We start from the raw sequence: 13,131 nt of genomic DNA on the forward strand, positions 1-13,131 counted from the left end.
TACTTACTGCTGCTGGACGGTAATCATCGGCGTCGGCGAGACAAACACCTTCGCATGCATCTGCTCGCACCCGCCCCCACGACGCATGCCGCGCACCGGGCAGGCGTCCAGGTAATCCAAACCCACGGCCAGTTTCAGGTGACGCTCCGGGCGGGCCAGTTCGTTGGTTACGTCGAAGCTGTACCAGGCGTCATCCAGCCAGGCTTCAGCCCAGGCGTGACTGGCCAAGTGTTCGCTGTTCTCGCTGTACAAATACCCCGATACATAACGCGAAGGAATGCCCAGGCTGCGGGCGCAGGCGAGGAACGCATGAGTGTGGTCCTGACAGACACCGGAACGCCCGGCGAAGGCTTGGGCGGCGCTGGTGTCCACTTCGGTGGAGCCCGGCGTGTAGGTCATGTGCTGGTTCAGGCCATGCATCAAATCGATCAGCGCCGTACGATCCCGGCGTTGTTTGCAGGCCTTCTCGGCGAATGCGCGCAGCGCTTCGTCGGCTTCGGTCAGGCGCGTGAAGCGCAGGAACGGCAACGCCGACTGGCTTTCATGCTCGGCTTCGCGCAACTCATCAATGTCCACCTGCCCACGGGCGCCGATGATGATTGCCTCGTGGGGTTCGTCCAGGGTCAGCACATGCAGAATGTTGCCGAACGGATCGAGTTGCGCGCGCACCGGGCGTGGCAGGTCGAGCTGCCAGCTGAGCACGTGCTGGCGCTCGCTGTCATGGGGGGTCAGTCGCAGGTACTGGATGCTCGCCCGCACCTGATCTTCGTAGTGATAGGTGGTCTCGTGGCTAATGGAAAGTCTCATGCAGCCTCCAGGTAGGAACTGTGTATGGCGTTGCCCAACTGGCGCACCAGCGGGATGAACTCGGTCAGCCAGGCGTGCAGGCCTTCGTCGAGGATTTCGTTGATACCGGTGTAGCGCAGGCGCGCGTCCATTTCCGCGGCCAGGCGTTGCGCGGGACGGCCGTTGGCCCCCGGCAATTGGGCGAGAATCTGGTCGATTTCTTCGGTGCAGGCCCGCAGGGAGCGCGGCACGTCGGCGCGCAGCAGCAACAACTCGGCCACATGCCGGGCGCCGGGGGCGTCGCGGTAAATCTCGGTGTAAGCCTCAAACGACGACAAGGCCCGCAGCAAGGCGCTCCACTGGTAATAGGCGTGAGCCGTGCCGTCGCTGACTGCTTCGGCCTGATCGCCGGCCATTTCGTAACGGGCGTCGAGCAGGCGCAAGGTGTTGTCAGCCCTTTCGATAAAGGTGCCCAGACGAATGAAGCGGAACGCGTCGTTACGCATGATCGTGCCGTAGGACGCGCCGCGGAACAGGTGGGAACGTTCCTTGATCCACTCGCAAAACCGGCTCATGCCGTAGCGACTCAAGCCCTGCTCGGCGATCCCGCGAATTTCCAGCCAGGTAGAGTTGATGTTTTCCCACATGTCGGCGGTGATTCGCCCACGCACCGCGTGGGCACTGGCTCGCGCGGCACCGAGGCAGCTGTAGATGCTCGCCGGGTTGGCCGCATCCAAAGCGAAAAAATGCAGCAGCCGTTCGGCATGCAGATCGCCGTGACGTTCCAGGTAATCGTCCAGAGTGCCGGTGATCAGCAACGGCATGGCGAGTTCGTGCAAGCCGTCGCCACGACCGTCCTGCGGCATCAGCGACAGCGAATAACTGATGTCGAGCATCCGTGCGAGGTTTTCCGCCCGCTCCAGGTAACGCGACATCCAATACAGATCCGAGGCAGTTCTACTTAACATGGCAGGCTTCCTTCAATCCTCGACCACCCAGGTGTCCTTGGTTCCGCCGCCCTGGGATGAGTTCACCACCAGGGAGCCTTCGCGCAAGGCGACACGGGTCAAACCGCCGGGCACAACCCGGGTTTCGCGGCCAGACAATACAAACGGACGCAGGTCGATATGGCGTGGAGCGATGCCGTTTTCGACAAAGGTCGGACAGGTCGATAAAGACAACGTCGGTTGGGCGATGTACGCGTGGGGTTTGGCTTTGATCCGCTCACGGAAAGATTCGATTTCCGCCGCCGTCGCCGCCGGCCCCACCAGCATTCCGTAACCGCCGGAGCCCTGGGTTTCCTTGACTACCAGCTCAGGAAGATTGGCCAGCACGTGGGACAGTTCCGAGGGATTACGACACTGCCATGTAGGCACGTTCTTCAGGATCGGCTCTTCATCGAGGTAGAAACGAATCATGTCCGTGACGAAGGGATAGACCGATTTGTCGTCCGCGACCCCGGTGCCGATGGCATTCGCCAGCACCACGTTACCGGATCGGTAGGACGACAACAGCCCTGGAACACCAAGCATCGAGTCCGGGTTGAACGCCAACGGATCGAGGAACGCATCGTCGAGGCGACGGTAGATCACGTCGACGGCTTTCGGCCCGTCGGTGGTGCGCATGAACACCTTGTCATCGCGCACGAACAGGTCCGCGCCTTCCACCAATTCAACGCCCATTTCCCGGGCCAGAAACGCATGCTCGAAAAACGCACTGTTGAAGCGCCCCGGCGTCAGCACCACCACGCTCGGGTTGTCGATCGGGCTGGAGCTTTTCAGGGTGTCGAGCAACAGGTTCGGATAGTGGTCGATCGGCGCGATGCGCTGGGCCGCGAACAACTCGGGGAACAATCGCATCATCATCTTGCGGTCTTCGAGCATGTAGCTCACGCCGCTGGGTGTACGAAGATTGTCTTCGAGCACGTAGTACGTGCCGTCGCCATCGCGCACCAGGTCGACGCCGGAAATGTGCGAATAGATATCGCGGTGTAGATCCAGCCCTTGCATCGCCAACTGATATTGCTCGTTGGCCAGCACTTGCTCGGCCGGGATGATGCCGGCCTTGATGATGCGCTGCTCGTGATAGAGGTCGGCAAGGAACATGTTCAATGCCTTGACCCGCTGAATGCAGCCGCGCTCGACGATCCGCCATTCACTGGCGGGGATACTGCGGGGAATGGTGTCGAAGGGAATCAGGCGCTCTGTCCCTTGCTCATCACCATAGAGCGTGAATGTAATCCCGGCACGATGAAATAACAGATCGGCCTCGCGTCGCCGTTGTGCCAAAAGCTCGTCAGGCGTTTCGGCCAGCCAACGGGCAAACTCCCGATAATGCGGGCGGACCTGGCCGCCGGCATCGTACATCTCATCAAAATAGGTGCGGATCATGCCGTACTCCTTGTCACTCCGGACATCCAGACCTTCGCAAGGCCCGTGCCATCGGCATAAACGCTTTGATATCAATCAGTTGGAGAATGGCGCTGCAGGCACCGCACCAATCCTGTGCGGTAAATGCCCCAACCTGATCGCCCCCGCTTCATGGCGAAGCAATGCTGTCGCCTATCAGCAGCATAGCCAGAGTTGATTTCACTGCCCGGGAGGCGATGCGGATAATCGGCGCATTCGCTGGAAAACTTATCGCTCTTCCCTTTTAGCCGCCTGTTTAGGTGGCTTTTTTTTGCGTTTTTGAAACGTTATGAATCAAAAACACGATCAAGAGGCCTTTCCAAACCGCGAAAACGAAAACGGCCAACCCAAAGGTCAGCCGTTGCTGAGTGTTGTCACTGTTCATAAAGTTATGCGAGTAACCCTCGTACCTCCTGCTTGACGCCCCATCCTTCGATGATACCGCCCAGAGGCTCGACCACCGCCTCGAAGTCCTGCTCAAAGTCGCCGATCCCGTCGTAGGTGGCGTACATCACTTTGCTCAGTTCCAGATGCCACGCGCCGTCGTCGCGCACGCTGATCTGGGCATTCAAGGATTCACCACAGAAATGACCTGCCGCCCTGCGTGCCCGCTCCTCGTCCGGAAAAATGGCGTAGAACTCGATGGGATGGAATCGTGAAAAGTCGAAACCGCCTTCTTTCATGCGGCGCAGCACGCTGCTGCTGATGTCTTCTTGATAGGCTGTGCTCATGAAACGTCCCCCTCAGACTGATGGATAGACTTTCCGTATTCCCTGCACGCGCAACCGAGTGGTGCGCGCGATGCGGCAACCTCGTTGCCGGTGGGAAGCAAGCATGTAGCTGACAAGACCAGACCTTAGCGATCCGTTCGCTGATCTCGCTTGCAGAGTAGCCTTAAGACAGAGGCGCTGCCAAGGTCTGGTTGTGAATGTGACAAGGGGTGTATCAGATCGGGGTAATACTGATGATTTCAATGCTGTTCTGGGATTTCAGACTTTTGACGGTCGGATCATCGGTACGCCCCTCCAGATCATTGAGATCCAGTTCGGCAGCGACCGGCAGGCACCGGGCGCGAATGAGTTTGGCGGCCTGCTCGTTGTTCGGGCATTCCTCGCACTCGAAGAGTTCGTCCACTGTTTCACCGTGATCATCCACGAAAGTGATTTTCCACTTTTGCATCGGTGCCTCCTCGATAAAACCCATGGATGGGCTTACAAGTATCTGGACTTTTGCCCTGAGTGATCGTTCAAACGGATTACGGCGTAGAAGCATGAAAAACGCAGATCCTGTGGGAGCGAGCCTGCTCGCGAAAGCGGTGTATCAATCGACATATTTATCGACTGGTCGACCGCCTTCGCGAGCAGGCTCGCTCCCACGAGGGGTATGCGTACATCTTGAGTTTAGTCGTTGCTTGGCTTGTTCACCGCTTGCAGCACGTATTGCGGCAAGGCAAAGGCACCGATGTGGATTTCCGGGTTGTAGTAGCGGGTGATGATGCCGCTGCCGGCGAACCGCTGTTGCAGGGTTTCGCGGGACAATTTGCGATAGGCGGTATTGGTTGCGCCCCAAGCGAAGGTCATCGCGCCACCAATGTAGGTCGGCACCGCCGCCTGATAGAAGTGCCAGTCCGGAAACAGGCTGCGCAGTCGACCGGCGGTGGTTTTGACTTCTTCGATTTGCATGAACGGGGTGCCGTTCTGCGTCACCAGAATGCCGCCTTCATTCAGGCAGCGACGACAAGCCTGGTAGAAGTTTTCGGAGAACAGCACTTCACCCGGGCCGATCGGATCGGTGGAGTCGGAAATGATCACGTCGAACTTTTCGGTGGTGGTGGCGACGAAACGCATGCCATCGTCGATCACCAGGTTCAGGCGTGGATCATCGAATGCACCCTTGGAGTGGTTCGGCAGGAATTCCTTGCACATGTCGACCACGGTGCCGTCGATCTCGACCATGGTGATGTGCTCGATGCTGCGGTGCTTGGCCACTTCACGCAGCATGCCGCCGTCGCCGCCGCCAATGATCAGTACGCGCTTGGCGGTGCCATGGGCGAGGATCGGCACGTGGGTGAGCATTTCGTGGTAGATGAACTCGTCCGCTTCGGTGGTCTGGATCACGCCATCCAGTGCCATTACCCGGCCCATGCGCGGGTTCTCGAAAATCACCAGATGCTGGTGTTCGGTGCGCACTTCGTGCAGCAGTTTTTCCATGCGAAAACGCTGGCCATAGCCTTCGTAGAGGGTTTCCAGGTACTCGCTGGTTGGGGTATTGCTCATGGGAAGTGCTCCGATGAATGCGGGTGGCAACGGACGGTTACCCGCCCATGATGGCCAATCGATCCGTTCGATTGACCGGGAAAGGCGCGCATTCTACGTTGCGGAACATGACAGGTCGAACGTCACGTTATGGCTCCACCCAATCCTGTGGGAGCGTGGCTTGCCCGCGATGCAGGCGCTGCGGTGTATCTGACTGACCGCAGCGCCTGCATCGCGGGCAAGCCACGCTCCCACAGGTTCAGTGTTGCTTGTGGGAAACCGATCAGATCCGCACATTGCCACGCGGCCCGGCGATGGCCCAGATGATCAGGCCCAGGACCGGCAGCAGGAGGATCAACAGCACCCAGATGATTTTCATCCCGGTCTCGGCGCCACTTTTAAGTACGTTGATGATGGCCCAGATATCCAGGGCAAGAATAATCAGGCCGACCAGGCTGTTGAACGTGGAACCCATGGTGACGCTCCCGAAGAGTGGTATGCACTCTTAGGATAGTCGGGTGTTGCGAGGGTTCCGTTTTATTACCGTCGTAGACGGTTTCAGACGTGAATCGCCACTTTCAGGGCTTCCAGGGAGGGCGCGGCGGCGATGCCGACTTCGGCGCACAATTCGAGAACCCGTGGCACGTCGTTACCGTAGACCAGCACCACTTGCAGTTCGTCGTCGAGCAACTGACTGAAGTTCATCAGCGTGTAACCGCCGTTTTCCTTGTTCATGCTGCTCATCTGCACCTGAATACGATTGAGCGCCGTCAGGGCTTCGGTCTTGGCCAGTTGCTTGGGCTTGATGTTGAATTCAACGCCGGGGCCGAACGAAGCGACGATCTGCGCAAACAGGTCCATGTAGGTGTCGGCCTGGAACAGCACGGTTTCCGGCAGGCTGCCAACGACAATCCACTCGCCCAACGGGATCGGGAAGGTGTCGTCGTAGTTGATGTCTGGATTGGCCGTCAGAAAAGCCTCGGGATCGGCGTAGGCCTGAGCCGCTTCGTCTGCGATTTTCAGAATTTCGTCATCGCTCATGCACCCGGAGCTGATTTTGCTGATGAGTTCGACGAGTGCGGCTTTCATGAGGTGGGTCCTGTAGCGAGGGAGATTTGAGGGCGCGAAGGATAGCGCATTCGGAAACGGATTGCGGGACGTGGCATGAACCTGTGGCGAGGGAGCTTGCTCCCGCTCGGCTGCGAAGCAGTCGTAAACCGGCGAATGCGGTTTGTCTGAACGACAGCGCCGTCTGATTTTGGGGCTGCTTCGCAACCCAACGGGAGCAAGCTCCCTCGCCACAAAAGCCCCGCGGCCACACTGGGAATCAGCCGAGAAGTTTTTCCAGCTGAGCAGTGGTATCCACCGCGCCCATGGTTTTGGCCGCATCCAGTGCGGACACACCGTTGGTATCCTTGGCTTTCGGATCGGCGCCTTTGCTGATCAGGTAGTCGACGATTTCGACGCGGTTGAACATCGCCGCCATCATCAGCGCAGTACGACCGTCGAAGGACGAACCTTCGACTTGCGCGCCACCTTCCACCAACGCCTTGACCACCGCCAGATCACCTTTGAACGCCGCGCCGGCAATCGGGCTCTGGCCGTTGTCGTTGCGGATTTCCGGGTCGGCCTTGTGCTCGAGCAGCACTTTTACCGTCTCGACATGGCCGTGGTACGCGGCGAGCATCAGCAAGGTGTCGCCCTTGTGGTTGCGCAGGTTCGGCGGCAAGCCCTTGGTCAGCAGCGCAGCCATCATGGCCGCATCGCCCTCGCGCGCTTTGTTGAACACCTGTTCGGCAAATTCAGCAGCCTCTTCGGGCGTCATCTGGCGGCTTTTGTCTGACATTGGGGACTCCACATTCGGTCAATCGGAAAGCCGATAGTTTCCCGAGCAGTCCGGAACCTGTCACTTCTTTTTTCTCATGGGTGGCCATAGCCACACTTAATAAGAGCCACATTCAATAGCGACACTTTCAATAGCGGTGCTTGCCGCCGCGAATATCCGCCAGCACCTGTTCGGTGACTTGCACATAAGTCTGGGTACCCGGCAACCAGGCATAGATCGGGTCATCGCCGGTTTTATTCGGGTCGAAGGCTTCGTCCTTGAGCCGGGTCTTCTGGTATTTGAAGGTCCCGGTGGTCTCCATTTTCACTTTCACCCGCAGGAAAAGTGGCACCGCATAGGCAGGCATTTGCTGCTTGGCAAACGCCAGCAACTCGCTGAAATCCAGGGTCGCCAGGGATTCAGCCGGGGTGATTGCCGCCATCCCGGCACGCCCATTGGTGTTGTGAATTTCTACGCCATAGGCCACGGCTTCGGCGATCTGCGGGTGTTGCAGCAGGATGTTCTCGACCTCGGTGGTCGAGACGTTTTCGCCTTTCCAGCGGTAGGTGTCGCCCAAGCGATCGACAAACTGCGCGTGGCCAAACCCGATGTTGCGCAGCAGGTCACCGGTATTGAAGTAACGGTCACCCTTCTTGAACACGTCGTGGAGCACGACTTTTGCGGTTTTCTGCGGGTCGGTGTAGCCGTCCAGCGGCGCCTTGTCGTCGATCCTCGCCAGCAGCAGTCCCTGCTCGCCCTTGGCCACTTTGCGCATGAAGCCGTTGGCATCACGGGTGGGGTCGCCGCTGTCATGCTCGTATGCCACCAGTTCCCAGGTCATCAGGGAAAAACCGATGGTGTTGTCAAAATTGAGGATGTTGGTGAAGCCGATATTGCCGTCGCTGGCGGCGTACAGTTCGCAGATATGGTCAACGGCAAAGCGCGTTTTGAACTCGCTCCACGCACCGGGGCGCAGACCATTGCCGATCATCTTCGTCACGCCGTGCCGACTGTCGTCGATGCTGCGCGGTTGATCCACCAGGTAGCGGCACAATTCGCCGACGTAACCGAGGGTGGTCGCCCGGTATTTGCGCACGTCACTCCAGAACTGACTGGCGCTGAACTTGCGACGGATGGCAAACGCCGACGCCCCGCTGATTGCCGAGCCCCAGCACACGCAGAGCCCGGTGGCGTGGTACAGCGGCAAGGTGCAATAAACGACGTCCTGGGGCTGCATATCCAGGGCGATCAAGCCAAAACTTGCAGAACTGCGCATCCAGCGCCCGTGCTTGAACACCCCGGCTTTGGGCAACCCGGTGGTGCCCGAGGTGTAAATGTAGAAACAAGGATCGTCGAGAAAAACCTGCTGGCTGCTGACGGGGTTATCGCTGCACGCTTCGGCACTGGCCGTCATCAGATTAATGAAGCCATCGGGCGAAATGCCCGGATCGCGATAAGTGTCTTGATCGGCGACAAACCAGATGCGCGCCGCGTCGATCGCCACCCGCTCGCGGACCGCATTAAAGGCCGGAACCAGCTCTTCTCCGACCACGATCGCCACCGGTGCCACCAGGTTCAGGCTATGGGCCAGGGTATCTCGGGTCTGGGAAGTATTGAGCAAGGCGCTGATCGCACCGATCTTGGCCACCGCCAATATCGTCACCAGCAGTTCCGGACGGTTCTCGATAAAAATCGCCACCACATCGCCCTTGCCGATGTCTTGGGCAATCAAGTGATGGGCGATGCGATTGGCCCATTGATTGACCTGTGCATAAGTGAGCACCACCTCGCCCTGCAGCAAGGCCGGGCCATCGGGATTGCGCAACGTCGCCTGCTCGAAGCTCCAGCCGAGACCACACGGTTGGGTCGGGTCCTTGACGTTGGCGGCTTTCATGCCCTTCACCACGCGGGGAATGGCTTTGGCAATAGAAGGCAGCTTGCGGAGCATCATGCCCCAGGTAATCGTGTCGTTCAGCGTGCGGCTCATGGTGCTCCCGTTCGATCTTCTTATTGTCGGGTGGCGTTGATTGAGGCCGAAAATACGTCAGCAGTTCTTGAGCTGTACACGCGGTTTTTGAAATGTTTTGTATCCGCGACCGAAGCGATCAGATCGGAGATCGAAAAGCGGAACCCTGGCGTTGGGATTGGTTCCATCGAATCGATGCCGACCACGCAAAATGCAGGATGCACGATGGCCATTCATGCAGATTGCACGAAAGCATAAAAACGTTTGAAAATTAAGTTATTGATTTATATGAATTTTTAATAAAACAGGTGCTGGCACAATCACTGCAACTACCTCTCCATGTTGCCCTTCAAGCACAAACGGAGCTGATAGACATGAGCCTGATCCAGGAAAAATTTTCGTCCCTGTTCTCCAACTTCGAAGTGACCACCCAGCCCCGGCCGGACGGCGGCATTCTGCTGACCCTGCGCAGTACGGACGGCAAAGTCTTCAAACGTTCGATTTCCTACCAGCAACTGCATGCCGGCGATCAGCTGTCGTGGGTGATCAGCGCGATTCGCCGTGACATCGCCGAACAGGCGAGCGAACTGCCGCAGATCTCCATGCTGCAAAGCCAGCAACGGTTTGCGCTCCCGACCTATCACTCGGTTTAAATCCTGCGGTTGTATAAATAAACACGCTACAAACAAACAGGCCGTGAGCGCTTTCGCTTCACGGCCTGAGTTGTTTCTGCCATTACGCAACCCCTTGTAGGAGCAGAGGTTGCTCGCGAAGGCGGTGTATCAGGCGACAATGTTGACTGACCCGTCGCCTTCGCGAGCAAGCTCTGCTCCTACAGGTTATGGGGTTTACAGGGCAGAAGGATTTATCCGGGTAAAACTGTCGACGGTCACATGACCCGCCAATTCCCCGCCCTCACGAGCCAGGCCACAGGTTGCCATCCCGGCCGTGCGCGCCGCGTCCAGCTCTTGAACGATGTCGGACAGAAACAGAATCTGCGACGCCTCGAGGTCAATCGCCTGGGTGATGCGCTCGTAGGACTGTGCTTCGCGCTTGGGCCCTGAGGTGGTATCGAAATAGCCGCTGAACAGTGGCGACAAATCACCTGCGTCCGAGCACCCGAAAATCAGTTTTTGCGCCTGAATCGAGCCCGAAGAATAAACAAACAGTTGATATCCTTCCTGATGCCAGCGCTTGAGCGCTTCAACGGCGTCCGGGTACACGTGGCCTTTCAACTGCCCGGCCTGATACCCCTGCTCCCAGACCATGCCTTGCAACGCTTTAAGCGGCGTGGCCTTGCGGTCTTCGGCGATCCAGCCCAAGAGGATTTCAATGACCCGTTCGACGTCGGCTTGCGGTTCACCGCTGTCACGCCGAACAGCGGCGAGCTGCTCGGCAACGTCGGCGCGTTCAGCATTTTCGCGAACGAAGCCCGGCAGGTGTTTGGCGGCGTAGGGAAACAGCACGTCGAACACAAAACTCACCGCGCTGGTGGTGCCTTCGATATCGGTGAGAATCGCTTTGATCGGCATCGGCTCAGTCCTCGAGACGCGGGAAGCGGCTGGCGATGTTGTCGCCGGTGAAATTGGCCACCCAGCCTTCAGGGTTGTTGAACAGGCGGATCGCGACGAAATGCGGGTTTTCACCCATGTCGAACCAGTGCGGCGTACCGGCCGGTACGGAGATCAGGTCGTTTTTCTCGCAGAGCACAGCGTAGACGTAATCGTCGATGTGCAGGGTGAACAAGCCACGGCCGGCGACGAAAAATCGTACTTCGTCTTCACCATGGCGGTGCTCATCGAGGAACTTGGCGCGCAACTCGGCTTTTTGCGGGTGGTCGCTGTTCAGGCTGATCACGTCGACGGTGATGTAGCCGCGCTCGGTCATCAGCTTGTCGATTTGCTCCTGATACGCGGCGATCACTTCTTCCTGGCTGGCACCGGGCTGGATTTTCGCCGCCGCTTGCCAACGGTCGAAACGCACGCCCTGCTCGGCCAGGGTCGAGGCGATGTCTTCAAGGTGGGTCAGGACCTTGTTCGGTATTTCAGGGCTGGAGACGTGATAAACGGACAGGCTGCTCATCTGGGCAACTCCTTAACGGTTCATGCTTTTTGGTTCATGCTTGACGGTTCATAACCGAGCGCGTCTTCAACTCGCACTCGAACAAAAATTCAAAGGCCTCGATCTGCCGCAGCGCGTCGTTCATGCGCGCGCCCCACGTGTAGAGGCCATGGCCGCGGATCAGATAGCCGACGCAATCAGGATGGGCGTCGAGCCAAGGCTGCACCTTGGCGGCCAGCCGCGCAATGTCCTGATCGTTGTCGAAAATCGGCACGCGCACGCGGCACTCGTGGGTCGAGACGCCACTGAAGGCTTTTTGCAGTTCGTAGTCTTCAAACTCGATGAAGTCTTCCGGCGTCAGGCGCGACAGCACCGTGGCATTCACCGAATGGGTGTGCAACACCGCGCCGATCTCCGGGCGCCAGCTGTAGAGCTGAGTGTGCAGCAGGGTTTCGGCGGACGGTTTTTTGCCCGGTTCCAGGCTATTGCCCGACAGGTCGGTGGCGAGCACATCATCAAGGCTCAACTGGCCTTTGTGTTTGCCAGAGACCGTCAGCAAGGCTTCGGTCGGCGACAGGCGGGTCGAATAATTGCTGCTGGTGGCCGGCGACCAGCCGCGACCATACAGAAAACGCCCGGCGTCGATGATTTCCTGGGCGAGGTGTTCACGGGTAAGGCTCATGGCCTGTCCTCTTGCATACATGTGGCAATGATAACGGCAGCCGCAAAGGCTGCGAGACTGGCAATACTAAAGGTCAATGTGGCGCCAAGGGCATTCCAGCTGTAGCCGGAATACAACGCACCCAGCGCGCCGCCGGTGCCGGCCAACGCGGCATACAACGCCTGGCCCTGCCCTTGCTGCCGCGCGCCGAAGCTACGTTGCACGAACTGGATGGCAGCCGCGTGAAAGCTGCCGAAGGTTGCGGCGTGCAGCACTTGGGCAAACAGCAGCACCCAGAGGAATTCAGCAAACGAACCGAGCAACAACCAACGCAACGCCGCCAATAGAAAACTCGTCAGCAGCACCCGGCGCACCGAGAAACGCGCAAGGATCTTGCTCATGGCCAGAAACATCAAGACTTCGGCAACCACGCCGACCGCCCAGAGTATGCCGATCAACCCGCGACTGTAACCGAGTCGCTCAAGATGCAGGGTCAGAAAGGTGTAATACGGCCCGTGACTCATCTGCATCAGCGCCACGCAACCGTAGAACGCCAACACTCCGGGGTTGCGCAATTGCTGGAGGAATCCCTCCCCCGCCAACCGTTCACCCTGAATCGGTTGCGCGTTAGGCACCCATAAACTGCTGACGACGATCCCGGCCATGATCAGCACCAGCGCCACCGGATAGATGTCCAGGCTAAGCCATTCAAACAATCTGCCCAGCGCGACCACGGTGATAATGAAACCGATTGAACCCCACAGGCGAATCTGACTGTAGCGAGACGACTGGCCGTTCAAATGCGCCAGAGTGATGACTTCGAACTGCGGCAATACCGCGTGCCAGAAGAACGCATGCAAGGCCATGACCATCGCCAGCCACGCATAGCTTTTGCTGATGAAAATCAGTGAGAAGGTCAGCAGCGTACAGACCGCGCCGAACCGCACGATGGCCAGCCGCTGGCCGGTGTAGTCACCGAGCCAGCCCCAGATGTTCGGCGCCACGCAGCGCATCAGCATCGGGATTGCCACCAGTTCGCCAATGCGCGCACTGGAAAAGCCCAGGTGATCGAAATACAGCGCCAGAAACGGCGCCGTCGAACCGAGCAAGGCGAAATAGAACAGATAGAAACTGGAAAGCCGCCAGTACGGGAGCGCCGCCACGGTCGT

The 13,131-nt window shown here is 58.6% G+C and carries 15 protein-coding genes; 1 reads left to right on the forward strand and 14 read right to left on the reverse strand.

Annotated features, from left to right (window positions below):
• Positions 1 to 3: 3 nt before the first annotated feature.
• From AB3226_RS05365 to AB3226_RS05410, 10 genes are all read right to left on the reverse strand, one after another.
• Positions 4 to 807 carry a transglutaminase domain-containing protein gene (locus AB3226_RS05365; RefSeq protein WP_367372302.1) on the reverse strand — a complete coding sequence of 268 codons (804 nt, stop codon included), beginning with the start codon at positions 805 to 807 and terminating at the stop codon, positions 4 to 6.
• The gene (locus tag AB3226_RS05370) at positions 804 to 1,754 is read right to left on the reverse strand and encodes an alpha-E domain-containing protein (RefSeq protein WP_030131627.1); all 951 of its coding nucleotides are present in this window, start codon (positions 1,752 to 1,754) and stop codon (positions 804 to 806) included. Before AB3226_RS05370 ends, AB3226_RS05365 begins: the two co-directional genes overlap by 4 nt.
• Positions 1,755 to 1,766: 12 nt before the next feature.
• Positions 1,767 to 3,176 carry a circularly permuted type 2 ATP-grasp protein gene (locus AB3226_RS05375; protein ID WP_038979788.1) on the reverse strand — a complete coding sequence of 470 codons (1,410 nt, stop codon included), beginning with the start codon at positions 3,174 to 3,176 and terminating at the stop codon, positions 1,767 to 1,769.
• A 407-nt stretch (positions 3,177 to 3,583) separates the two neighbouring features.
• The gene (locus AB3226_RS05380) at positions 3,584 to 3,925 is read right to left on the reverse strand and encodes a ribonuclease E inhibitor RraB (protein ID WP_007902188.1); all 342 of its coding nucleotides are present in this window, start codon (positions 3,923 to 3,925) and stop codon (positions 3,584 to 3,586) included.
• Between the two features lie 214 nt (positions 3,926 to 4,139).
• On the reverse strand, positions 4,140 to 4,373 hold the full coding sequence (locus tag AB3226_RS05385; RefSeq protein ID WP_123360081.1) for a hypothetical protein: 234 nt from the start codon (positions 4,371 to 4,373) through the stop codon (positions 4,140 to 4,142).
• Positions 4,374 to 4,594: 221 nt separating this feature from the next.
• On the reverse strand, positions 4,595 to 5,470 hold the full coding sequence (gene speE / locus AB3226_RS05390) for a polyamine aminopropyltransferase (RefSeq protein ID WP_052963708.1): 876 nt from the start codon (positions 5,468 to 5,470) through the stop codon (positions 4,595 to 4,597).
• A 262-nt stretch (positions 5,471 to 5,732) separates the two neighbouring features.
• Entirely contained in the window at positions 5,733 to 5,924 is a 192-nt protein-coding gene (locus tag AB3226_RS05395) for a PLDc N-terminal domain-containing protein (protein ID WP_007902193.1), read from the reverse strand.
• 83 nt (positions 5,925 to 6,007) lie between these two features.
• Positions 6,008 to 6,538: a hypothetical protein gene (locus AB3226_RS05400; RefSeq protein WP_367372303.1), complete on the reverse strand. Its 531-nt coding sequence runs from the start codon at positions 6,536 to 6,538 to the stop codon at positions 6,008 to 6,010.
• A 238-nt stretch (positions 6,539 to 6,776) separates the two neighbouring features.
• On the reverse strand, positions 6,777 to 7,295 hold the full coding sequence (locus AB3226_RS05405; RefSeq protein WP_367372304.1) for an ankyrin repeat domain-containing protein: 519 nt from the start codon (positions 7,293 to 7,295) through the stop codon (positions 6,777 to 6,779).
• Positions 7,296 to 7,422: 127 nt separating this feature from the next.
• The gene (locus AB3226_RS05410; protein ID WP_367372305.1) at positions 7,423 to 9,261 is read right to left on the reverse strand and encodes a long-chain-acyl-CoA synthetase; all 1,839 of its coding nucleotides are present in this window, start codon (positions 9,259 to 9,261) and stop codon (positions 7,423 to 7,425) included.
• A 353-nt stretch (positions 9,262 to 9,614) separates the two neighbouring features.
• On the opposite strand from AB3226_RS05410, the gene AB3226_RS05415 reads away from it, so the two are divergent.
• A complete protein-coding gene (locus tag AB3226_RS05415; RefSeq protein WP_008005638.1) occupies positions 9,615 to 9,893 on the forward strand; it encodes a DUF3509 domain-containing protein in 279 nt (92 codons plus the stop codon).
• A 195-nt stretch (positions 9,894 to 10,088) separates the two neighbouring features.
• Here AB3226_RS05415 and mtnC read toward each other — a convergent pair whose 3' ends face one another.
• The 4 genes from mtnC to AB3226_RS05435 are packed head-to-tail and all read right to left on the reverse strand — an operon-like array spanning position 10,089 to position 13,125.
• The gene (gene mtnC, locus AB3226_RS05420) at positions 10,089 to 10,772 is read right to left on the reverse strand and encodes an acireductone synthase (RefSeq protein WP_367372306.1); all 684 of its coding nucleotides are present in this window, start codon (positions 10,770 to 10,772) and stop codon (positions 10,089 to 10,091) included.
• Between the two features lie 4 nt (positions 10,773 to 10,776).
• Complete coding sequence (locus AB3226_RS05425) at positions 10,777 to 11,322, reverse strand: acireductone dioxygenase (RefSeq protein ID WP_367372307.1); 546 nt, start codon at positions 11,320 to 11,322, stop codon at positions 10,777 to 10,779.
• Positions 11,323 to 11,356: 34 nt separating this feature from the next.
• Positions 11,357 to 11,983 (reverse strand): methylthioribulose 1-phosphate dehydratase, encoded by a 627-nt coding sequence (locus tag AB3226_RS05430; protein ID WP_367372308.1) that lies wholly within the window; start codon positions 11,981 to 11,983, stop codon positions 11,357 to 11,359.
• A complete protein-coding gene (locus tag AB3226_RS05435; RefSeq protein WP_367375757.1) occupies positions 11,980 to 13,125 on the reverse strand; it encodes an MFS transporter in 1,146 nt (381 codons plus the stop codon). Before AB3226_RS05435 ends, AB3226_RS05430 begins: the two co-directional genes overlap by 4 nt.
• Positions 13,126 to 13,131 lie beyond the last annotated feature (6 nt).

Origin of the sequence: Pseudomonas lini (assembly GCF_964063345.1) — a bacterium.
GTDB lineage: Bacteria > Pseudomonadota > Gammaproteobacteria > Pseudomonadales > Pseudomonadaceae > Aquipseudomonas > Aquipseudomonas lini_B.

What these genes read in the sequence shown, in the direction of transcription:
- AB3226_RS05365 (WP_367372302.1), bottom strand. Translation starts at nt 807, where the DNA reads ATGAGACTTTCCATTAGCCACGAGACCACCTATCACTACGAAGATCAG.
- AB3226_RS05370 (WP_030131627.1), bottom strand. Translation starts at nt 1,754, where the DNA reads ATGTTAAGTAGAACTGCCTCGGATCTGTATTGGATGTCGCGTTACCTG.
- AB3226_RS05375 (WP_038979788.1), bottom strand. Translation starts at nt 3,176, where the DNA reads ATGATCCGCACCTATTTTGATGAGATGTACGATGCCGGCGGCCAGGTC.
- AB3226_RS05380 (WP_007902188.1), bottom strand. Translation starts at nt 3,925, where the DNA reads ATGAGCACAGCCTATCAAGAAGACATCAGCAGCAGCGTGCTGCGCCGC.
- AB3226_RS05385 (WP_123360081.1), bottom strand. Translation starts at nt 4,373, where the DNA reads ATGCAAAAGTGGAAAATCACTTTCGTGGATGATCACGGTGAAACAGTG.
- speE (WP_052963708.1), bottom strand. Translation starts at nt 5,470, where the DNA reads ATGAGCAATACCCCAACCAGCGAGTACCTGGAAACCCTCTACGAAGGC.
- AB3226_RS05395 (WP_007902193.1), bottom strand. Translation starts at nt 5,924, where the DNA reads ATGGGTTCCACGTTCAACAGCCTGGTCGGCCTGATTATTCTTGCCCTG.
- AB3226_RS05400 (WP_367372303.1), bottom strand. Translation starts at nt 6,538, where the DNA reads ATGAAAGCCGCACTCGTCGAACTCATCAGCAAAATCAGCTCCGGGTGC.
- AB3226_RS05405 (WP_367372304.1), bottom strand. Translation starts at nt 7,295, where the DNA reads ATGTCAGACAAAAGCCGCCAGATGACGCCCGAAGAGGCTGCTGAATTT.
- AB3226_RS05410 (WP_367372305.1), bottom strand. Translation starts at nt 9,261, where the DNA reads ATGAGCCGCACGCTGAACGACACGATTACCTGGGGCATGATGCTCCGC.
- AB3226_RS05415 (WP_008005638.1), top strand. Translation starts at nt 9,615, where the DNA reads ATGAGCCTGATCCAGGAAAAATTTTCGTCCCTGTTCTCCAACTTCGAA.
- mtnC (WP_367372306.1), bottom strand. Translation starts at nt 10,772, where the DNA reads ATGCCGATCAAAGCGATTCTCACCGATATCGAAGGCACCACCAGCGCG.
- AB3226_RS05425 (WP_367372307.1), bottom strand. Translation starts at nt 11,322, where the DNA reads ATGAGCAGCCTGTCCGTTTATCACGTCTCCAGCCCTGAAATACCGAAC.
- AB3226_RS05430 (WP_367372308.1), bottom strand. Translation starts at nt 11,983, where the DNA reads ATGAGCCTTACCCGTGAACACCTCGCCCAGGAAATCATCGACGCCGGG.